The organism is Paenibacillus sp. FSL H7-0714 (genome assembly GCF_038003765.1).
Classification (GTDB): Bacteria; Bacillota; Bacilli; order Paenibacillales; family Paenibacillaceae; genus Paenibacillus_AQ.
In genome coordinates, this window is record NZ_JBBOPT010000001.1 from 2,213,117 (window position 1) to 2,233,699 (window position 20,583).

General features: G+C 45.8%; 17 protein-coding genes. 15 read left to right on the top strand and 2 right to left on the bottom strand.

What is annotated here, in order from left to right; all coding sequences use genetic code 11:
- Positions 1-59: 59 nt before the first annotated feature.
- The gene (locus tag NST34_RS09530) at positions 60-254 is read right to left on the bottom strand and encodes a hypothetical protein (protein WP_341127636.1); all 195 of its coding nucleotides are present in this window, start codon (positions 252-254) and stop codon (positions 60-62) included.
- A 272-nt stretch (positions 255-526) separates the two neighbouring features.
- On the opposite strand from NST34_RS09530, the gene NST34_RS09535 reads away from it, so the two are divergent.
- Complete coding sequence (locus NST34_RS09535; protein ID WP_042126167.1) at positions 527-1,726, top strand: saccharopine dehydrogenase family protein; 1,200 nt, start codon at positions 527-529, stop codon at positions 1,724-1,726.
- 9 nt (positions 1,727-1,735) lie between these two features.
- Positions 1,736-2,872: a carboxynorspermidine decarboxylase gene (gene nspC, locus NST34_RS09540; RefSeq protein WP_042186699.1), complete on the top strand. Its 1,137-nt coding sequence runs from the start codon at positions 1,736-1,738 to the stop codon at positions 2,870-2,872.
- A 50-nt stretch (positions 2,873-2,922) separates the two neighbouring features.
- Here nspC and NST34_RS09545 read toward each other — a convergent pair whose 3' ends face one another.
- Entirely contained in the window at positions 2,923-4,446 is a 1,524-nt protein-coding gene (locus NST34_RS09545; RefSeq protein WP_341061692.1) for a stalk domain-containing protein, read from the bottom strand.
- A gap of 296 nt (positions 4,447-4,742) precedes the next feature.
- Here NST34_RS09545 and NST34_RS09550 point away from each other — a divergent pair, with 296 nt between their 5' ends.
- From NST34_RS09550 to NST34_RS09610, 13 genes are all read left to right on the top strand, one after another.
- Positions 4,743-5,366: a deoxynucleoside kinase gene (locus NST34_RS09550; protein ID WP_076283243.1), complete on the top strand. Its 624-nt coding sequence runs from the start codon at positions 4,743-4,745 to the stop codon at positions 5,364-5,366.
- Positions 5,363-6,016 carry a deoxynucleoside kinase gene (locus NST34_RS09555; RefSeq protein ID WP_042186705.1) on the top strand — a complete coding sequence of 218 codons (654 nt, stop codon included), beginning with the start codon at positions 5,363-5,365 and terminating at the stop codon, positions 6,014-6,016. The genes NST34_RS09550 and NST34_RS09555 overlap by 4 nt, the downstream gene beginning before the upstream one ends.
- Before the next feature lie 334 nt (positions 6,017-6,350).
- Complete coding sequence (locus tag NST34_RS09560; protein ID WP_341129525.1) at positions 6,351-7,652, top strand: collagen-like protein; 1,302 nt, start codon at positions 6,351-6,353, stop codon at positions 7,650-7,652.
- A 158-nt stretch (positions 7,653-7,810) separates the two neighbouring features.
- Positions 7,811-9,223: an extracellular solute-binding protein gene (locus tag NST34_RS09565; protein ID WP_341127637.1), complete on the top strand. Its 1,413-nt coding sequence runs from the start codon at positions 7,811-7,813 to the stop codon at positions 9,221-9,223.
- A 568-nt stretch (positions 9,224-9,791) separates the two neighbouring features.
- Positions 9,792-11,450, top strand: coding sequence for an extracellular solute-binding protein (locus tag NST34_RS09570; protein WP_341127638.1), 1,659 nt, complete (start codon positions 9,792-9,794; stop codon positions 11,448-11,450).
- A 109-nt stretch (positions 11,451-11,559) separates the two neighbouring features.
- Positions 11,560-12,525, top strand: coding sequence for an ABC transporter permease (locus NST34_RS09575; protein ID WP_081951079.1), 966 nt, complete (start codon positions 11,560-11,562; stop codon positions 12,523-12,525).
- A gap of 77 nt (positions 12,526-12,602) precedes the next feature.
- Positions 12,603-13,481 carry a carbohydrate ABC transporter permease gene (locus NST34_RS09580; RefSeq protein WP_042126182.1) on the top strand — a complete coding sequence of 293 codons (879 nt, stop codon included), beginning with the start codon at positions 12,603-12,605 and terminating at the stop codon, positions 13,479-13,481.
- Between the two features lie 64 nt (positions 13,482-13,545).
- Entirely contained in the window at positions 13,546-14,610 is a 1,065-nt protein-coding gene (locus NST34_RS09585; protein WP_076283241.1) for a zinc-dependent alcohol dehydrogenase, read from the top strand.
- A complete protein-coding gene (locus tag NST34_RS09590) occupies positions 14,607-16,475 on the top strand; it encodes a WD40 repeat domain-containing protein (RefSeq protein WP_341127639.1) in 1,869 nt (622 codons plus the stop codon). The genes NST34_RS09585 and NST34_RS09590 overlap by 4 nt, the downstream gene beginning before the upstream one ends.
- 31 nt (positions 16,476-16,506) lie before the next feature.
- Positions 16,507-17,574, top strand: coding sequence for a glycosyltransferase family 4 protein (locus tag NST34_RS09595; protein WP_341127640.1), 1,068 nt, complete (start codon positions 16,507-16,509; stop codon positions 17,572-17,574).
- Positions 17,575-17,621: 47 nt separating this feature from the next.
- The gene (locus NST34_RS09600) at positions 17,622-18,527 is read left to right on the top strand and encodes a Gfo/Idh/MocA family protein (RefSeq protein ID WP_340968613.1); all 906 of its coding nucleotides are present in this window, start codon (positions 17,622-17,624) and stop codon (positions 18,525-18,527) included.
- A 32-nt stretch (positions 18,528-18,559) separates the two neighbouring features.
- Positions 18,560-19,558, top strand: coding sequence for a Gfo/Idh/MocA family protein (locus NST34_RS09605; protein ID WP_341127641.1), 999 nt, complete (start codon positions 18,560-18,562; stop codon positions 19,556-19,558).
- The gene (locus NST34_RS09610; protein ID WP_341127642.1) at positions 19,558-20,562 is read left to right on the top strand and encodes a Gfo/Idh/MocA family protein; all 1,005 of its coding nucleotides are present in this window, start codon (positions 19,558-19,560) and stop codon (positions 20,560-20,562) included. Before NST34_RS09605 ends, NST34_RS09610 begins: the two co-directional genes overlap by 1 nt.
- The last annotated feature ends 21 nt before the right edge of the window (positions 20,563-20,583 follow it).

The following is a 20,583-nucleotide window of genomic DNA, read 5'->3' on the forward strand; positions in this document are numbered from 1 at the left end:
CTTAATCATGATGCTGATGAATATAGGATCAATGGGACAACGTATAATAACCCCAACGATCATTCAATTAGGGTCTTGAAACGGATGGGCATAGGAACAACGGTAATATTGGGACAAAAACGGGTAAGAGTATACATTACGGCCTCTTTATATTCATTGCAGTGCTGTTGATCGGAACTGGTGAATGGCCGTTCAGGATGCCACTGAAACTGAACGTCTCTACGCGGAGTTGAAAGGGTGGTGAGGTTTCTCATTGAGTTTAAAATAAACGTATGAAGTAGCCCCCTCTTGTGATAGAATAATCTAGTTGTCCAAGTTTCCGGAAATTTACTCCATTCCAGCGATTTTCATTAGATATATAGGTGGATAATCGAGGAAATATGAGCATTCAAGAGTATTAACAAGAATCCTTGAAGATTTTACACAATAAACATCAATTTTTGTCGGTTTTTATTGATTTATTCAAAAATATTATGTATAATCAGCCTTGTTGATTTTGCAAATGGAATTTTAGGAGGTTTTTATTTTGGGAAAAGCGTTAATTATTGGCGCTGGCGGTGTTTCCAGTGTTGTTGTTCACAAATGCTGCCAGAACCCGGATGTATTTGAAGAGATCTGCATAGCTAGCAGAACTGTCGCGAAATGTGACGCTCTGAAAGATAAATTAGCCGGAGGCCGCACGAAGATTTCTACTGCTCAGGTCGATGCAGATAATACGGACGAAGTCATTGAACTGATCAAGAGCTTTGAGCCGGATGTCGTTATTAATGTCGCTCTCCCATATCAGGACCTGACAATCATGGATGCGTGCCTGGCAACAGGAGTGCACTATGTGGATACTGCCAATTATGAACCACAAGATACAGCGAAATTTGAATACTCTTGGCAGTGGGCTTACAAAGAAAGATTCGAAAAAGCAGGCCTTACCGCGTTGCTTGGTAGTGGATTTGATCCAGGTGTAACGGGCGTGTTCACAGCTTACGCTCAAAAGCACTATTTTGATGAGATTCATACCATTGATATTGTAGACGCCAATGCTGGTGATCACGGATATCCATTTGCAACAAACTTTAATCCTGAAATCAATATTCGTGAAATTACAGCCAATGGCCGCTATTTCGAGAATGGCGAGTGGATTGAAACTGCACCGCTTTCCGAGAAAAAAGTATACGATCTTCCGGAAATTGGACCAAAAGATATTTATCTTTTGTATCATGAAGAATTAGAGTCTTTGGCCGTTAACATCAAGGGTGTAAAGAAGATCCGTTTCTGGATGACCTTCTCGCAGAATTACCTGACTCACTTGAAAGTGCTTGAGAATGTGGGCATGACTTCTATCGAGCCTATCATGTATGAAGGAAAAGAGATCGTACCTCTGCAGTTCTTGAAGGCGATTTTACCGGACCCCGCTTCCTTGGGACCAAGAACAAAAGGCAAAACGAACATTGGATGTATCATCCAAGGAACTAAAGACGGAAAGCCAAAAACTTATTATGTATACAATGTTTGCGATCATGAAGAGTGCTATGCAGAGGTTGGCTCCCAAGCCATTTCCTACACTACAGGCGTTCCTGCAATGATCGGAGCGATGTTAATTATAAAAGGTATCTGGAAGAAGCCGGGCGTATTCAACGTTGAAGAGTTCGATCCAGATCCATTCATGGAAGCTTTAAATAAACATGGTCTGCCTTGGCAAGAAGATTTCTCGCCAACGCTGTTAGACTAAGGCGCGATAATGGATATAGATATCAGCGCGGTCCCGTCACCATGTTACCTTGTAGATGAAAGATTGCTTACACGTAATCTTGAGATTATGAATTCTGTACAGGAACGCACTGGAGCAAAGATTTTGCTCGCGCAAAAAGGCTTCTCCATGCATTCCTTGTATCCGTTAGTTGGGAAGTACTTGCATGGTGTAACCTCAAGCTCCTTGTTCGAAGCCAGACTTGGCTATGAAAAGATGGGCAAAGAGGTTCATGTGTACGCACCAGCTTATATAGATAGTGAGTTTGATGAGCTCCTTGGATACTCCGATCACATTGTGTTCAATTCTTTTGACCAGTGGAATCGATTCAAGGATCGCGTTAAGAATGCACCGAAGCACATCAGCTGCGGCATTCGAGTGAATCCGGAATATTCCGAGATCGAAGTTCCGTTGTATGATCCGTGCTACAATTATTCCAGAATGGGAGTAACTCTCCCTAACTTCAGACCGGAAGAGCTTGAGGGCATTGATGGACTACACTTCCATACAATGTGCGAACAGAATTCGGATACACTTGAGCGTACGCTCAAAGTAGTCGAAGAGAAGTTCGGACCTTATCTCAAAGGAATGAAATGGCTTAATTTCGGTGGCGGTCACCATATTACACGACCTGATTATGATCTGGAGACCCTGGTCAAGTGTATTCTACACATGAAAGAGACTTACGGTGTGGAAATCTATCTGGAGCCGGGAGAGGCAGTAGCTCTCAATACCGGATATCTGGTAGCTACCGTTCTTGATGTGATGCATAACGGAATGGACATTGCGATTCTCGATACCTCAGCAGAGTGCCACATGCCGGACGTACTGGCTATGCCGTACCGTCCGAACATTATCGATGCTGGACAACCTGGGGAATTTCCTTATACGTACAGATTAGGTGGAATGACTTGCCTTGCGGGAGACGTTATCGGAGATTATTCCTTCAAGGAGCCTTTGAAATACGGCGACAGACTCGTATTCCTTGATATGGCCCATTATTCCATGGTGAAGAATCATATGTTTAACGGTGTGAATCTGCCTTCTATTGTTAGTTACAATGAAGAAGAGGGAATCAAAGTAATCAAACAGTTCGCTTTCGAAGATTTCAGCGAACGTTTATCTTAAGATTAATAAAAAGGTGTCCCGTGATGGGACACCTTTTTTTTGATTACTCCTTATTGCATCGTGATGGCGATGCGCTCCTCCTGTGGGAGCCACTCGACATTTGCTCCGAGCTGCTCACTTATAAAGCGAAGTGGCAGATACATCGAACCGTTTACGATGAAGGGTAGTGTAGGAAGATTCACGGATTTATTGTTCACCATTGTCGCTCCAGTTACACCGTTAATACTGATGGCGAGAGCCGGTTTATCTGTAGTGGTTCGTGTGATCATAATTTGTTTATCTATTGTTTTCGCAGCTGTAATGTTCTCTTTATAGGTAATTGTGGCTCCTAATTTTTCGAACAGCGATCGAAGCGGGACGAAATTTTGTCCGTTTCGAGTAATAACTCCATTTGAGAGTGGGATAGATTCTCCGTTTAAGGAGATCGAAATAGGCTTTTGCACTGGAACGGGCCCGGCATGGCTGAATTCATAGTCGCCATAGCCCAGCTGTGCGTCCTTATTGACGCCCCAGCCCCAGAGTGAGCCGTCTTTCTTTTGCATGATGATATGTCGTCCACCTTTCTTTAGGCTACTTACTTCTTTTTCGAGAAGTGTAAATTTTGAATCTGCGGGCATCATTTCGTTTTCAATAGAAGTTTGATAGACGTTTCCTTCCCCGGTTAATGCAACAATAGAGCGCTCTACGATGTAAGCATCAACTACATTCTTGATCCCTTTTAGAAGAATCGGTGGTTGTTCATGATAGGTTGTTCCGTCTGAAGAACCTGTAATGGTAGCACCCCAGAACCATAGTTGAGAGGCCCCATCAATGGCTAATAGGCTGTTCTGATTTCCTTTTAAACTTTTAATATTACTGATTCCCTTGAGAAGGGTCGCAGATAGATCTATTGGAGCTCCTTGGTTCTTGTAATAATCTTGGACTGGCCAACTCCATATGGAGCCGTCCTTCTTAAGTGCAAGATTGTTTTTGATTTGAATAATATCCGTTAAATTCTGGATGGTTTCGAAGCTTTCGAAGTCATCGCGTGTAGTAGAAATAGTTCCATCTTTCTTTAAGAACACGTAACGTGTCCAGCTCTTATGAAGATCAGACTCATAGTAACCGCCCACAGCAGTCACGTTATCGACGCCGGAAACGGGTGTGAACGCGGAGGTAGTGAGTCCATCGGACGAAAGGGGGGCGCTTAGAATCGTCCCGTCTTCCTTAAGGGCTATCGTTCTATTTCCCGTCATGAACATATCGACCAGATTGTCTAGCTCTTGAACGGGGGTCACTTTAACAGCTTCAGAGTATGCCGATGTTCTCCATTGCCAGACCGAAAGGTCTTTCTTCATTACATATTGGGAACCAAAGTATGCTTGTACCTCATTCAGGTCATGGATTTGCGTAGGGACGGAGCGATTACCTCCCCATACCCAGAAGGAACCATCTGTTTTCGTCAGATAATCCGCGCCATACGAAGTGAGGTTGGATGTCGTGGTTGTGTTCTCTGCAGCTGCAGCTGCGCTTACGTTACAGGCGAGGCTTAATACTAGAAGAGCACTAACCATGCTGATCCATTTTTTTTTCATAGGAATACCTCTCTTTTTCTTATTAGATAAATTTGATATGTTCACGATATAATCCATTATCTTACATTTAGACGCTAGAACTACTGGAAAAGTTTCTTCATATTTACCCGCTCACAAGAAAGGTCTCATGTGATACAATAATTTAGTCTGTTTTAAATAAAGAAAGTATAAGTTTCACACTATACTTTATCCTTATATTTCACGCATACACACGTACCGTCCTTATAAAGACGCCGAAGGCGTTTATGCTTGATTAGCTATTGAAAGGTTCGTATCTGAGGAGGAAGTCAGCGTCAATGAGACATGCACCGTTTATTGCAGTGGAAGGCCCAATCGGGGCTGGAAAAACAACATTAGCGTCTATGCTAGCAGAGGAGTTAAATTTACCGATCATTAAAGAGATTGTCGATGAGAATCCGTTTCTAGCTAAATTTTATGAGAACATGGACGATTGGAGCTTTCAACTGGAGATGTTTTTTCTCTGTAATCGGTATAAACAGCTTGAAGATACCGTTACACAATACATAGATAAAGGGATCCCGGTCATTTCGGATTACCATATTTATAAGAACCTGATCTTTGGAGAACGAACGCTGAATGGAACGAAACGTGAAAAGTATCGGCAAATTTATCATGTGCTTACGGATGACCTGCCAAAGCCAAATATTATCCTCTATATTAAGGCCAATTTAGATACGTTATTAAACAGAATTGAAAAACGTGGGCGGCCCTTTGAAGAGGGGATGGATACTGCGTATTTGGAGCAATTAATTAAAGATTATGATGACGCGATGGCCGCTCTTGCCATTCAGGAGCCTTCGACCGTTATTATTACCATTGATGGAAATGCAGTCGATTTCGTGGAGAATCCAGAACACTTCACTGAAATTGTCTCTTATATAAAGGAGCTAATGAAATGAATTCATATCATATCCCGGAAAATGCCATAATTACCGTGGCTGGAACTGTCGGGGTGGGGAAATCCACTTTAACAGGCGCCTTGGCCAAAAGACTTAATTTTCAAACCTCGTTAGAGCAGGTCGATCACAATCCTTATCTCGAAAAGTTCTATCATGATTTTGAGAGATGGAGCTTTCACTTGCAAATCTATTTTCTTGCTGAACGTTTCAAAGAGCAGAAGAAGATGTTCGAACTTGGCGGTGGTTTTGTTCAGGATCGTTCCATCTATGAAGATACCGGTATTTTTGCGAAAATGCATGCAGATCAAGGTACGATGTCCAAAACGGACTATGAAACCTACACCAGCCTGTATGAAGCTATGGTTATGACGCCGTACTTCCCGCATCCTGATGTGCTGATTTATATTGAAGGCAGCCTGCCTTCCATCCTGACCCGAATTAATGAACGTGGCCGCGAGATGGAAATTCAAACGGATGTTTCCTACTGGGAACATATGCATGGCAGATATTCGAAATGGATCAACGAGTTTACAGCTTGTCCAGTGCTTCGTTTGAACATTGATGATTATGATGTAAATGATGAGACTTCGATGTCTGATATTCTTGTGAAGGTGGGCAATGCGATTCGTAAGCCTGCTGATAAAATATAATAATTAATGGTTAGAAGCCCCCGGGATTTGGGGGCTGTTTTTTTATGAAATCAGAAAGCGAATTAAGCGATATAAACTGAGTTTGAGGGATGATTTGTAAAAATAAAAAAAGACCCAAATCATAGATATGGGTCTAATAGGGAAATGTCAGTTGTCCTAGTGATAAAATACGAAAAACAATACAAATTGGTGTGGACATTGTAATCTACTCAAGGGCCAGCCCCTATTTTTATAGCCCTTTTTTATAGAAATAGGTTCCAGTCTAATAGAAACTAGTTATTGGTCCATGTCCAAAATTAATAAGATGCGTACACTGAACTATCTTTATAGGGAGGTGTACGTATTGAGTTGTCCAGATGATAAAAAGTGTCATAAGAAAAAAATCGCCACTGTATTTCCTTCGAAAAGAAAAAGAAAAGAACATCGTCGAAAAGTTATTAAGAAGATTGTAAAAGTCACATGTCCTCCGCCCGAAGTAAATGTTACCACTCCAACAGTCGTTGGTGCTACAGGACCTCAAGGAGCACAAGGAATCCAAGGAGTACAAGGGGCCCAAGGAGTACCAGGACCCCAAGGAGCACGAGGAATCCAAGGAGCAGAAGGACCTCAAGGTCCCGCCGGTGGGCCCCCAGGACCCCAAGGACCGCAAGGTCAACCTGGTCCAGCGGGAGCAATAGGTCCACAGGGTGTAGCGGGACCCGTTGGTCCTCAGGGTGCGCAAGGAGTGCCGGGTGCACAAGGAGCCGTAGGTCCTCAGGGACCGCAAGGTTTACCTGGTCCTGCAGGAGCAATAGGACCACAAGGTTTTGTGGGAGCAACCGGATCGACTGGAGCGGCTGGAGCACCTGGGGTACCGGGAGCACCAGGAGCACCCGGAGCGGCAGGAGCAGCCGGACCAGCAGGAGCAACAGGAGCACCAGGAGCGCCGGGAGCAGCAGGAGCGACAGGGGTCGCGGGAGCAACCGGAGCACCAGGAGCAGCAGGAGCAACCGGAGCACCAGGAACGGCCGGAGCAGCAGGAGCAACTGGGGCGCCAGGAGCAGCCGGACCAGCAGGAGCAACCGGAGCAACCGGGGCACCAGGAGCAGCAGGAGCAACCGGAGCACCAGGAGCAGCAGGGGCAGCAGGAGCAACCGGGGCACCAGGAGCGGCCGGAGCAACCGGTGCGACAGGAGTCGCAGGAGCAACCGGAGCGACCGGAGCAGCAGGAGGAGTATTAGGTTTTGCTGATTTTTTTGCCCTGATGCCCCCTGATAATGCAGCAACTGTAGCACCGGGCACAGACGTGAGTTTTCCTCAAAATGGCCCTACCAGCGGGACGACGATTGCACGAACGGGCCCTAGTTCTTTTAATTTAGCGGCAATAGGGACTTATCAGGTGTTGTTTCAGGTTAGTGTAACCGAAGCAGGCCAACTCATCTTGACTCTTAATGGCGCAGATCTGGCCTATACGGTAGTTGGACGTGCGACAGGTACATCAGAAATCGTAGAAATGGCTATAGTGCAAACAACGGTCATTAACACCATACTGACAGTTCGGAATCCTGCTGGCAATTCCACCGCACTTACTATTACTCCTCTTGCTGGAGGAACAAGATCTGTTTCAGCACATCTCGTTATTACACAATTAGCATAGCGAAATCTCTTACGTATAGATAATTTGGAAGTTTGCCACCTCTAATCAGGTGGCTTTTCTTATGGCATTTGCTGGAATTTCCATTTGACTTCAATTCAGAGTTGACGCAAAATAAGAGGGAGATGATGTAAATTTGAATTTTTCGGGGAGAATTGTACATGAATAATAAATCAGGTCGTCATTCCTTCCGAGAGCGACTGGATCATATGGTGGGTAAGATTCGTACGGATATCCTAAGTGGAGTGCTACAACCAGGTGCGTATCTGCCAGCAGAGAGTATGCTAGCCAAGCAGTTTGAGTTAAGCAATAAATCTGTCAGAAGAGGGCTGGATGTATTAGTCCAAGAAGGCCTTATCGTCAAAATCGACCGTGTCGGAAGCAAGGTTATGGAGTCCGTGCAGGAGAGAATCCGTATTCATTTTGGCTGCAGTGCCTCGCTGTCCAAGGACTTTCTGCTGGATGATCTAATTGGTGAATTTCATCGACTGCATCCCGGTATTCATATTCTTCCGCTGGCGCTGAATGATTTTGACCATGTGAATTCTGCCGTAGAGATGATCAATAATGGGATGCTTGATGCCGTATCTCTGAATAGCACGCAATTTCAGGAAATGGCTGAAAATGGCTCGGCTGAGCTGCTGGAATCGCTTGATCCTGATCCTGAATTATATCCAATCGCGACAGAAGCTTTCTATCATGAAGAACAGTTGTATGCTTATCCGATTTCCTTCTCCCCCGTGGTGCTGTGCTACAACAAGGCTCATTTTCGGGAAGCGGATCTTCCTGAGCCGGATAGCTATTGGACCTGGGATGACTTAATTGAGGCGGCTCGTCAGTTGGCAGAGAAACGTGGACGCCATGCTATTTATTTTGTGCCTGCTTCCGAGAACCGTTATTCTGTATTCCTGCTGCAGAGCGGGATTCAAACCGTGGCAGACGGGACCGAACACCGTACACTTAGTCCGGAGACGGCAAATAGTCTCAGTGTGTATAGCCGGCTCGTGAACAACCATCAGATTTTCCCTAAATATCTTGCTGGTAATCATGAAGATGAGACGATTTCTTTGTTTGTCCAAGAACAAGTTTCTATGATTCTGACGACCTTTTTTAATTTAAATGAATTCAAGGCCTTAACGCTGAACTATGATCTTGCTCCGTTACCTAGGCTGAAAACAAAAGATCCGCAGAAGACATTACTGGTCACGATCGGAGCGGCTGTGGTCGGAAATTCACGACAAAAGGAAGCGGCTCGTCAATTCGTTAACTTCCTTGCTTCCGTAGAAGCACAGAAAATTATTCGGGAACGCACAGTAAGTATTCCAGCTCGAAAGCGGATCGCTGAGATGAGTACGGCGGATCATTTGAATCGTCCTTCGAGATATCTGATGTACAGAGAGCTATTTCCAACCTTCTCCTACCTTAAAGATTTAGGACTTCCTATAGCCGTTCTAAAAAGCTTTCGTAAATTGTTGAACGCTTATTGGTCTAAGATGATTGATGAGGAAACGCTTCATGAGGAATTGAGTCTCTTAATCTCGGAACAGGATGCTGCTGCCGATCAGAAGGTCTAAAAGGTGTTCTTCTGCGAAGGCTGTTCTCTTTAGAATATCAGTAAAGCGTGATAATGGTGCTGGTGGGCCATTATTACGCATTTTTTTAAATAAAAGCAAGCAAAAGTTGTATATTGTGCCTAATCTGTATGAGATCAGAGATGGCTTATTTAAAGCAGTGAAATACGAGTAATTTTGTAAGCGTTTTCTATTAAATTTGAGGGATTTCAACATTTTGCGACAGGTACATGTTATATAAGATCACACTTATTAGAGATATTTCTTATTATTATATTGACATCATGTAGGCTGGAAAATATAATGAAATACATCAGATATATATCAGATTAGTGAAATAATAGATCTGATACTCTGAAATGTAAATCAAAAAGAAGTCAGAACAGATGTTTTCGTCTAATTAAAGTAGAAAAGAGGCAGTTGAAAGGAGGATATCCCCTATAAAAGGTAATTTTCAGAGTGATGACTCATTTAAAAATTTATTGATGTATCGTTGATTCCTTCTGATTGATGTTAGTGAATATATCATAATGATTATCTTATTTTTTAGTTATTAATAGGGGGTTGAATTATGAATGTTGCTAAAAGGAAATTAGTTCTGCTGCTGCCTGTCCTGTTGTCATTAGTTACACTCGTATCTGCTTGCGGCGGTTCGAATACTAAGACGGGCAATACCGCAGATCCTACTGCGGAAGTTCAGAAGGCTACGCAAGCTCCCGCTAAGGAAGGTAAAACAGTAGGTGGTCTGCAGCTCCCGATTGTTTCAGATAAGCTTGAACTGTCACTTTGGTCACCCAGCGGCGGCAATTTCAGAGGAACTAATTTTAATGAGAAATTATCCTTTCAGCAAATGGAAGAGAACACTAACATTCATATTGACTTTCAGCATAGTACGGAAGCCAGTGCGGAAGCCTTTAGCCTATTGATGTCATCTGGTAAGCTGCCGGACATTATCTACAATGATCTATGGGGCACGGATTCCGGAAAATATGGTACACAAGGCGCGCTGCTTCCTCTGGAAGATTTAATTGAGAAAAACGCGCCAAACTTCAAGAAAATCCTCGACGACAACCCGGATATCCGGGGACAAATTACTTCGCCTGAAGGCCACATTTTTTACCTGCCTAATCTCGTTCTTGATTCACAGGATCTCACTCAAATGTTCCCGCAAGTACGGAAAGACTGGATCGATAAGTTGGGTCTGTCTATGCCGGAAACTACCGAAGATTGGTATAACATGCTCAAGGCTTTTAGGGAGCAGGATGCCAACGGAAATGGCAAAAAGGATGAAATTCCACTAGTCACAGTCAACTTGGAAAATATCATGATGTTATTCGCGCCTGCCTTTGGCGTCGACTACGGATTCTTCGTGGATAATGGCCAAGTAAAATATGGACCGAATGATCCTAAATTCAAGGATGTCGTAACCTATCTGCACCGTCTTTACGATGAACAATTGCTTGACCCGAACTATCTGGTAGATACCACATTCCAGACGCTGACTGAGAAGGTGACTACCGATGTGGCAGGGGCATGGTTTGGTTGGTCTGGCTCCTACATGGGGAACTTTACTACCCTAATGGAGGGCAAACATCCAACCTTCAAAATTGCACCAGCCATTCCACCTAAAGGACCGAACGGTGATCAACGTCATGTCTCCTTCCGCTGGCAGGCAGCAGCACACGGATTAGCGGTTTCCTCGCGGACGGAACATCCTGAGGAAGTGATGAAATGGCTGGATTATCAATACTCAGAAGAAGGCATTCTGCTGAACAACTTTGGGGTTGAAGGCAAGTCATATGATCTGGTAAACGGAGAACCGATTTATAAGAAAGAAGTAACTCATCCGACCAATGGCCTCACGAATACGCAAGAACTGCTGAACCATACGATCGGGGGCGGAAGCTGGGCTACGGTAGCGGATACCAGATATGCTGAACAAATCCGAGAAGCTAACGGGCAAACGGAGAATCCGCTCGAGTTATATAGTGACTATATCGATTTTGATAGCAAGTTGCCTCCAGTCCAATTCACAACAGAGGAAAACGATGTAGTTGTTCCTTTGATGGCCGATATTCAGACCTATGTAGCCGAAACAATCAATGCCATGATCATGGGGCGCCAAAAGATTGAGGACTATGACAAAGTAATGAAGCAACTTGAGAAGATGGGAATTAACGATGTGTTAAAAGAGTATCGGGTTGCATACGAGCGATTTAAAGGGAAATGATTCAGCTTGTGAGGAGGTTGTCGTGGGTCGAGCGGTTCAGAGAGTGCTTTGTGACCGCTCGCCACATGACAGCTATGACTAACGCCAGTGTCCGGGAGAGGAGAACTATATGGCTGTACCTGTAAAAGTCGCTAAAGTTGAAAGCAGGAAGCTTCCGGTCAAGAGGAGTCCGATTCCCTGGAAGCGGATAGCCTCCAATCGCTATCTTTATCTCATGCTCCTTCCTACGGTTTTGTATTTTCTGATTTTTGAATACAAGCCGATGTATGGGGCGATCATTGCCTTTAAGAATTTCAACCCCTACTTGGGGATCACGGATAGTCCTTGGGTGGGCTTCAAGAATTTCGAAAAGTTTTTCGAAAGCTATTATTTTCTCAGACTGCTTAAAAATACCTTCTTAATGAGTTTCTACTCACTCATCTTCATTTTTCCTGCTTCACTTGCTTTTGCACTGCTGCTCAATGAGCTGCGGCTCAAAAAGCTGAAGTCCTTTCTGCAGACCGTGTCTTATTTGCCGCATTTTATTTCGCTGATCGTTATCTGCGGGATGATTATTGATTTCACCAAGCCCGGAGGCATTATTAACAGCCTGTTGCTTGGCATCGGCCTGATCTCGGAGCCTATTCAGTTCCTGATTCTGCCGGAATGGTTTCGAACGATCTATGTAGGTTCTGGCATGTGGCAGAGCCTGGGCTGGAACTCAATTATCTATTTAGCTGCGTTATCTGGCATCAATCCGAGCCTGTACGAGGCTGCAGTTGTAGATGGTGCAGGGCGATGGAAGCAGCTAACGAATATAACGCTGCCTGGGATTTTGCCTACGGTGTTAATCCTCTTGATTCTGAATGTGGGTACCCTGCTGAATGTGGGCTGGGACAAAATTATATTGCTTTACAATCCTGGAACGTACGTCACTGCGGATGTTATTTCAACATTTGTTTATAGACGAGGTGTGATGGAGGCGAATTACAGTTTTTCTGCCGCGGTAGGATTATTCAATTCCATAATTAACTTCACATTACTCGTTCTAGCCAACCGTATCAGCCGGAAAACAACTGAAAGCAGCCTATGGTGAGCATAGCTTCCGATACGAGTTTTGTACGAAGTAAATTCAATGAAGCATTGCTTACAAAACTTTTAGGAGGGTAGACAATGGTTGTGAAACGCAGTATGGGTGAAATCATTTTCGACAGCTGCAATGTGCTGTTTCTGATCTTGTGTTCTTTCCTGTTCCTGTACCCGATGTGGTACGTGCTGGTCTCCTCATTCAGCGATGCTCATGCTATTGCTGCGGGGAAGGTAAGCTTCTTTCCAATCGGCTTTAATCTGGATGCTTACAAGCTGGTATTTGAGGATACGCGGGTATGGACGGCTTACGGAAATACTTTCTTTTATGTCATTGTCGGTACGTTGATTAATCTGGTGCTAACTACACTTGGTGCTTATCCTCTGTCCAGAAAGAATCTGGAGGGGAGAAATGTCATTATGGCTTTCATAGTGTTCACGATGTTTTTCAGTGGTGGTCTAATTCCTGCGTATCTGAATGTCCGTGAGCTTGGCTTGTATGATACACGGTGGGCGCTGCTGTTGCCTGGTGCGGTTAGTGCCTTCAATTTGATAGTGATGCGGACCTTTTTTCAGTCTATCCCTGATAGTTTGATAGAGTCTGCCAAGATAGACGGCGCCCACGATTTCAGAATTTTACTGCGGATCGTACTTCCGCTCTCCATGCCGGTTCTGGCGGTGATGACCCTCTTCTATGCGGTAGGCCACTGGAACAGTTGGTTCTCGGCCATGATTTATTTACAGGATCGGAATTTGTTCCCGCTTCAATTGATATTGAGGGAAATCCTGATTCAATCCTCTGCGCAAAATATGCTGGCCGGCGTTACCCAAGATGAGGTGTTTCGTATTAGTGAATCTATTAAATTCGCTACGATTATCATTGCTACCGTTCCCATTCTAATGATCTATCCATTTTTGCAGAAATATTTTGTAAAAGGCGTAATGATCGGTGCGTTGAAGGAGTAACAGCCATAGAGAAGATGCTGCATGTGACGGAATCGTTTCTGAAGCAATCGGGAGGAGAAGACATATGAAGGCGGTAATATCTCAGGAAGGACAGATTCGCATGTCGGATGTTCTAACACCAGTCATTGAAGATGGATTTGTACTAGTCCAGACTGAATATTCGGCGATTAGCCCCGGAACGGAAATAATGATGAATGGCCTGCACCGTACGCAACAAATTGTACTTGGATACAGTGCAGCGGGTGTAATCCGAACACGTGGGAAAGGAATGGAACACTGGCCAGAGGGTCTTCGTGTAGCTTGTTACGGCGGACCTTATGCAAAGCATGCAGAATGGCTGCTAATGCCTCAGCATCTGATGGTGCCCATTCCTGACCATGTTAGTTCGGAGGAAGCATCAACAGTAGGACTTGGAGCCATTGCAGTACATGCAGTAAGGCAGGTTGCACCACAGTTTGGGGAGACACTTGTGCTGATCGGTGCCGGAATTCTTGGGCAGTTGATTGCTCAGATTGCTAAGGCGGCAGGATGCCGGGTGATCGTCTATGATTTGCTTACAGAGCGCTGTGAGATGGCTGAGCGCCTTGGAATTAGACATATTGCTACTAGCCCGGAGAAGGTTAAGGAACATCTTGCTAACCTGACGGAGGGCATGGGAGCAGATGCAGTCATTGTATGCGCCGGCGGTAAAACCGGAGACCTTATTGATCAAGCGCTAGAGTGGGTACGGGATCGCGGCAAGGTACTGTTGGTTGGAGATGTTAAGCCTGATTTCTCTCGTGATCTGATGTTCGGTAAGGAAGCCCAAGTGCTGATTTCTAGAGCCGGAGGTCCCGGACGATATGATCCTATCTATGAGCGGAAGGGGATCGACTATCCTTACGGCTACGTGCGATGGACGGAAGGTCGTAATATGGCTGAATATATTCGGTTAATCTCTGAAGGGGACATTCAGGTGAAGCCGTTGATTAGCGCGATATTCCCGGTTGAACGCTGTGAAGAAGCCTTTCGGCGTTATGCAGAGGACCCCGTGGATCTGTTGGGAGCGGTCTTAGCTTATCCTGCAGCAGTCTCTGGATGTGAAACGAAGGTGAAGGAACAGCTGACGAAAGAAGGCGGGAGCAGATGAAGGCGCTGCGGATCGGTGAACCACTGAATGGTCTGGCGGTTTGGGCCTCAGCTTATGGAACATGGCAAGGGGCAGACCGGATCTACGCTGTTTCTTCCGGAAGTCCTTGTATCTTATTTGTTCTAGACCCGAGCGGTGAACAAGCGGTGGAACGGTATGCGCTGGAAGGCTCGGATCATTGCTGGGGTGTAGTCTTAACAACCAGCGGAGTGTATATCGGGGGAAGTGGCATTTTGTACAGGTACACTCATGAGAATGGTGTGGAGAACCTGGGTGAGATGATTCCCGGTGAATTCTATACGTGGCGGTTGGCAGCAGATACGCAAGGCAGGATCTATGGGGGGTGTTATCCTGGGGGGAAAGTGTTCCAATATGACCCAGCGACAGCAGTGTTTAGGGATTACGGTGCTATGGTTGCAGGAGAACAGTATGCGCGTTCTATGGAAGCATGGAACGGTAAGCTCTACGTGGGTGTTGGAACACAAACCCCGCATATTGTTGTACTAGATACGGAGACAGGAGAACGCTCGGAAATCAGGCTGCCAGATGAATGTAAAAGCGAGCAACTGGTTTATGACTTGAACATCGTTCAGGGCAAGCTTTTTGCTCGAATCACACCTTCTGCACGGTTGTATATTTATGATCTGGGACTGCAGGAATGGGGCGACACTCTGGATCATGTGAGTGGCCTTAGTGTTTCGCCGCCGGATGAGCTGGGAAATGTGTATTTCATTAAAGATGACTATTTGCAGCGTTATGATATCCGAACTGGAAGTCTGTTCGTTACTTCACTAGCAATGCCGGAGCCGGCAGGTGATTATGGCTGGCTGAATAACCATGCTCTAAATCCGAAAACACGCTGCTTAACTGGTGTATACAGGGACGGGAGTTGTTGGATTTACGATCCAACGACGGATCGACATATGGTGATGGACTTCGGTCTGCAAGGTCAATCGGTTCATTTGCAGTCCATGACCTACGGACCTGATGATGCTCTCTACATCGGAGGGTATTTCGCAGGTGGGCTGGCCAGATTCGATAAGGTAACCGACGAGATCATTTCTTATCGTGGGATTGGTCAGACGGAAGGTATGATAGCTGGAAGTGGTTGTTTATATCTAGGCGTTTATCCGCGGGCGAATATTTTTAAGTATGATCCAGACGAAGACTGGAAGCCGGGAGAGAATCCAGAGCTGCTATTTTCCTTGCAGGAAGAGGAGCAGGACCGCCCTTTTGCTTGGGCTTGGACAGGAGAAGAGCTGGCAATTGGAACGGTTCCTTCCTATGGTCGGCATGGAGGAGCGTTGACACTGTACAATCCTGCGAGCGGTGTGCGTGAGGTGTTTAGAAATCTTTTGCCGCAGCAGAGTGTAGTGTCCCTTGTCAGTAGTGATCAGTTCTTGTTCGCTGGAGGGTCCGTTTGGGGTGGACTTGGAATTGCTCCTCAGCGTGCAGATGCGTCTATAATGATTTGGGATCTAGAGAAGCGCTGCAAAGTATGGGAAGGTGTACCGGTGCAAGGGGAAAGGGCTATTTCTGCTTTGGTTCTAGATGATGCAGGGCATCTTTGGGGTTTGACGGCGGGACTGTTATTTCGGTTCGATCCACAGCTGAAGCAAACTATAAAGACTTACTCATTGTTCCCCATGGACTGGAATGTAGTGACTCATTTTTGGCGCAGTGGTAATGAACTGCTTTATAAGGAAGGCATGTTGTACGGCGTGTCGATGAATCGCTTGTTCAAGTTTAATATGCGGAATGAGGAGCTTGAGGTGTTGGATGACGATGCGCGGCTGCTGGCAATGGACCGTGAGGGTGATCTATTTTTTGCAAGAACTACAGCATTGTATCGGATGCACAAGTAAGGTCTGCACTATCCTTGGCGAAGGGTGAGGGATGATGAGAATCTTATATTTTTATAAATTCTGTATTCTAGGTGGGGTAACCACTCAACTTGCAAATAGACTTAAATTTTTGCGGCACCACTCGGAAGTGCATTTTGCTTTTTTGGAAGATTACGGCGGGGCAAGCGCTTTTGATGGATACGAGCATGTCCGAATTCTGGGGACGGTTGAAGAGATTAAGAGCTACATGGAAGTCTATGATTTCGATGTCATTATTACTATTGATACTTACGAGCTGTATGAAGCGCTTGGGCCTGTACAAGAGGGGAAGGTTATTATTCATGAGGTACATACCACCTATTCCGAACCCCTGCAGAAGTTGGCCGCAACGAAAGATAGTTTGCCTTTTCACTATGTGATCACTCCCTCCGCTTACATGAAGAATTATTTGGACGGTATCGGCATAGCGGGTGCTTATCATATTAATAATTGCCTGGATACCGATTTGTTCCGATATGAAGCGGGTATTGAGCAGGAGCCTGCCACTATTTTGTGGGTGGGTAAACTGGATGATCACAAGAACTGGTCGTCCTATTTGAACATTGCTGGAAAGCTGAATGCCAAGATGCCAGAGCTGCAATTTATGCTTGTTGGGGGATATACTGCTCCCGACGAGATCAAGAAACAGCTGATGGTAAAGGTAGAACAGCAGGGGATTAAGCATTTCAAGTGGATTCCCAAAGTGGATTACGATGAGATGCATCGCTATTATTCATCGGTTGCGCAGAATGGTGGGTTATATATTAGTACCACGACCAATGAATCTTTTGGGATGACCGTACTGGAGGCGATGGCCTGCAGGTGTCCGGTAGTGGTTCCGAGTGTAGGGGCGTTGCCGGAATTATTGGATGGTCCGTTAAGTGTTTCCCTATACGAATCAGGCAATGAAGAGGAGTGTGTGGACAGATTGAGCGCACTGCTGGAGCAGAATAGTCTGAGGGAAGGTTTGAAGTCATTGGGAGAACAGAAAGCTAGAACTGCTTACAGCATCGAACAAGTGGGAAAAGAATACATGGAACTACTTGAACGTTTCAGGGAAGAACGTTTAATTCTTAAATAAGTGGATCACTCCATGGGGCTGTCAACCGAATAAGAGGTGTTGTTGAAATGGAAGAGCTGCAGATCGGTATGGTAGGAATGGACACTTCACATAGCAGGATTTTCGCGGCGCTGCTAAATGATGAATCTCATCCGCTATATATTCCGGGTGGCAGGTTACACTGCGGTTATCCGGGGGGTTCTCTTGATTTCGAGCTAAGCTATTCACGTGTGAGACCGATTAGCAGGGAATTGCAGGAGCGCTATGGGGTTGAATTGCTCGATTCTATAGAAGAAGTTGCGGAGAGATCCCATGCGATTCTATTGACTTCTGTAGATGGGAGAGTGCACAAGGAACAATTTGCGGTGCTGGCTCCTTACGGAAAGCCGGTATTCATTGACAAGCCGTTAGCGGTTTCTTCTGAAGATGCGAAGGTGATTGTGGAATTGGCGGAGAGGTATGGAACGCCATTTTTCTCCAGCTCTATGCTACGTTTCGGTGGACCGCTGGCAGCCCTCTTAGAGGATGAAAGTGCAGGTGCTATTCTAGGTGCGGATTGCACTGGACCACTCGATCTTCAGCCGACACAACCGGGGTTATTCTGGTATGGTATACACGCTGCTGAGATGTTATATGCCGCTCTTGGAGAAGGTTGCCATTCGGTACGTGCCGTCAGTAACGATGCGCAAGAATGGGTAGTCGGCCAGTGGAAGGACGGGCGAATCGGGACGATCCGCGGAAACCGTACAGGCGGCTCTGATTTCTATATCGTATTGCACCGTGAACGGGGGAGTAACGGAATTAACGCGCTCGGAGCAAATTACAACGCAGGACATCAGCAATTACTGAAGAAATTTATAGCTATGGCGCGAGGGGACTCTCCACCGGTACGAACTTCCCTAACACTAGAGTTGATTCGCTTCATCGAAGCGGCCAACGAAAGCCGGGTAAGCGGTGCTGATGTTCGTCTGTAAAGGAAAGCACAATCTGAAAGGAGTGTAGTGTATTGATTAGGACAGCAGTGATTGGATGCGGTGGCATGGGGACTGTTCATGCGGATCGCTACAAGTCCATGCCCGAAGCTGAGCTTGTCGCCGTATGTGACATCGTTGAAAAAGCCGCTGAGGTGCTAGGAACTTTAGTGGGTGTTAGCTATTTTACATCTGTACAAGAAATGCTCGAGCAGGTAAAGCCAGAGGTGGTCAGTATTGCTGTGCCAACTTATTTGCATGTAGAACTGGTACGGATTGCGGCTGACCATGGTGCACATGTGATCTGTGAGAAGCCGCTCGCACTCACTTCGCAAGAAGCAGAAGAAGCAATTAGTTACTGTAACGAGCGCGGTGTACGTTTGTTTGTGGGCCATGTCGTTCGTTTCTTTCCTTCTTATAGACAGCTTGCGGAGGGAATAATGCAGCTTGGCAGTGTTCAAGGCGGAATATACCATGCTAAACGGGCGGGTTCACATCCCGGAAACGTGCAAGCGTGGTTTCGGGATCCATTTCTTAGCGGTGGCGTCATTATGGATTTAATGATTCACGACATTGACTACATTCGTGGGGCTTTTGGTGAAGCCCGTGAAGTATATGCGTTCCAGCACCAGTCGGAAGACATAAATTATGCTTCAGCCACTTTCCGGTTCAAGAATGGAACCATTGCACAACTTGAAGCATTTTGGGGGTATCCAGGGCCGTTCCATTCCTCTTTTGAATATGCGGATGCGGAAGGAATCATCTCAGGCGGGACCGGGGATGGCGAAAGTCTGCATATTCGCAAGTCGATAACGACGGGCTCTACATCGGGATTTGTGGAGACGCCTTCGAGTGTGCTGCTGAAGGATCCGTATTATTTGGAACTGGAGCATTTTCTAAGCTGTCTAACAAGTGGGGAAGAACCGATAGTCACTGCGCAGGATGCGCTGGAAGCTGTACGCTGGGCTGAAGCCGCTCAGCAATCAGCAATGACCCATCAACCGGTGAAGCTTGAAGTGAAGGGGGATATTTAATGAGCCGTTTGAATATTGGCATGATCAGTTTCGCGCATGCGCATGCTTTTGACTATTTGGCAAGTTTACTGCACATGTCTGAAGTGACGGTCAGTGGAATTGCTGATGAGGTGCCGGAGCGCACACAGGCGCTCGCAGAACGTCATTCAATTCCCTATTATGCTAACTACAAGGAACTTCTGGAAGATGCGAATATAGATGCCGTAATTATTTGCTCGGAAAATGTCTATCATGCTGAGCTAACCATCGCTTCAGCCCGAGCGGGCAAGCATGTACTGTGCGAGAAGCCGCTAGGTCTGTCAGTAGAAGAAATGCAACGCATGATTTCGGTCTGTTCTGAAGAGGGAGTACAGCTTATGACAGCCTTTCCTTGCCGCTTCCTCACTCCGGTTGTGCGGGCTAAGGAATCACTAGATCGCGGCGATATTGGTGAAATTATCGCTTTTAAAGGAACTAACAGAGGTTCTTTTCCGGGACCTAGATGGTTCTCTAATGAAGCCCTATCGGGAGGCGGTGCAGTTCTAGATCACACTGTGCATGTGATGGATCTGATGAACTGGTTCTCCGGTTCTTCTGTAGAACAGGTGTATGCCTATGCGGATACCTTATTTGATTCAGAGCGCAAGCGGACGATCGATGATGCTGGAATGGTGCATGTAACTTTTGAAAATGGTGTGTTCGGAGTGCTGGATCCTAGCTGGTCACGCAATCCCGGCTTCCCCACATGGGGGGATGTAACCCTGGAAATCATTGGAACTAAAGGTGTTATCTCCATAGATGCTTTTAACCAAAAAAACAATGTATACGGAAGAGCATCTGGCAAAGGGAACTGGTCCTTCTGGGGAGATGACATGAATGAACTGATGCTGAAGGCTTTTGTACAGGCGCTTCTAGAAGGGGTGGAGGTACCGATTTCGGGAATAGATGGGCTCCGATCCACAGAGGTTGCACTTACCGCTTATCAATCTGCTCATGCAGGCCAACCGGTGCGTTTAAATAAATGAGGATGCTGTAAGCACAAAACT

Excerpts from the sequence above, each read along its gene's own strand:
- NST34_RS09530 (WP_341127636.1), bottom strand. The coding sequence starts at position 254 with ATGAGAAACCTCACCACCCTTTCAACTCCGCGTAGAGACGTTCAGTTT.
- nspC (WP_042186699.1), top strand. The coding sequence starts at position 1,736 with ATGGATATAGATATCAGCGCGGTCCCGTCACCATGTTACCTTGTAGAT.
- NST34_RS09545 (WP_341061692.1), bottom strand. The coding sequence starts at position 4,446 with ATGAAAAAAAAATGGATCAGCATGGTTAGTGCTCTTCTAGTATTAAGC.
- NST34_RS09550 (WP_076283243.1), top strand. The coding sequence starts at position 4,743 with ATGAGACATGCACCGTTTATTGCAGTGGAAGGCCCAATCGGGGCTGGA.
- NST34_RS09555 (WP_042186705.1), top strand. The coding sequence starts at position 5,363 with ATGAATTCATATCATATCCCGGAAAATGCCATAATTACCGTGGCTGGA.
- NST34_RS09565 (WP_341127637.1), top strand. The coding sequence starts at position 7,811 with ATGAATAATAAATCAGGTCGTCATTCCTTCCGAGAGCGACTGGATCAT.
- NST34_RS09570 (WP_341127638.1), top strand. The coding sequence starts at position 9,792 with ATGAATGTTGCTAAAAGGAAATTAGTTCTGCTGCTGCCTGTCCTGTTG.
- NST34_RS09575 (WP_081951079.1), top strand. The coding sequence starts at position 11,560 with ATGGCTGTACCTGTAAAAGTCGCTAAAGTTGAAAGCAGGAAGCTTCCG.
- NST34_RS09580 (WP_042126182.1), top strand. The coding sequence starts at position 12,603 with ATGGTTGTGAAACGCAGTATGGGTGAAATCATTTTCGACAGCTGCAAT.
- NST34_RS09585 (WP_076283241.1), top strand. The coding sequence starts at position 13,546 with ATGAAGGCGGTAATATCTCAGGAAGGACAGATTCGCATGTCGGATGTT.
- NST34_RS09590 (WP_341127639.1), top strand. The coding sequence starts at position 14,607 with ATGAAGGCGCTGCGGATCGGTGAACCACTGAATGGTCTGGCGGTTTGG.
- NST34_RS09595 (WP_341127640.1), top strand. The coding sequence starts at position 16,507 with ATGATGAGAATCTTATATTTTTATAAATTCTGTATTCTAGGTGGGGTA.
- NST34_RS09600 (WP_340968613.1), top strand. The coding sequence starts at position 17,622 with ATGGAAGAGCTGCAGATCGGTATGGTAGGAATGGACACTTCACATAGC.
- NST34_RS09610 (WP_341127642.1), top strand. The coding sequence starts at position 19,558 with ATGAGCCGTTTGAATATTGGCATGATCAGTTTCGCGCATGCGCATGCT.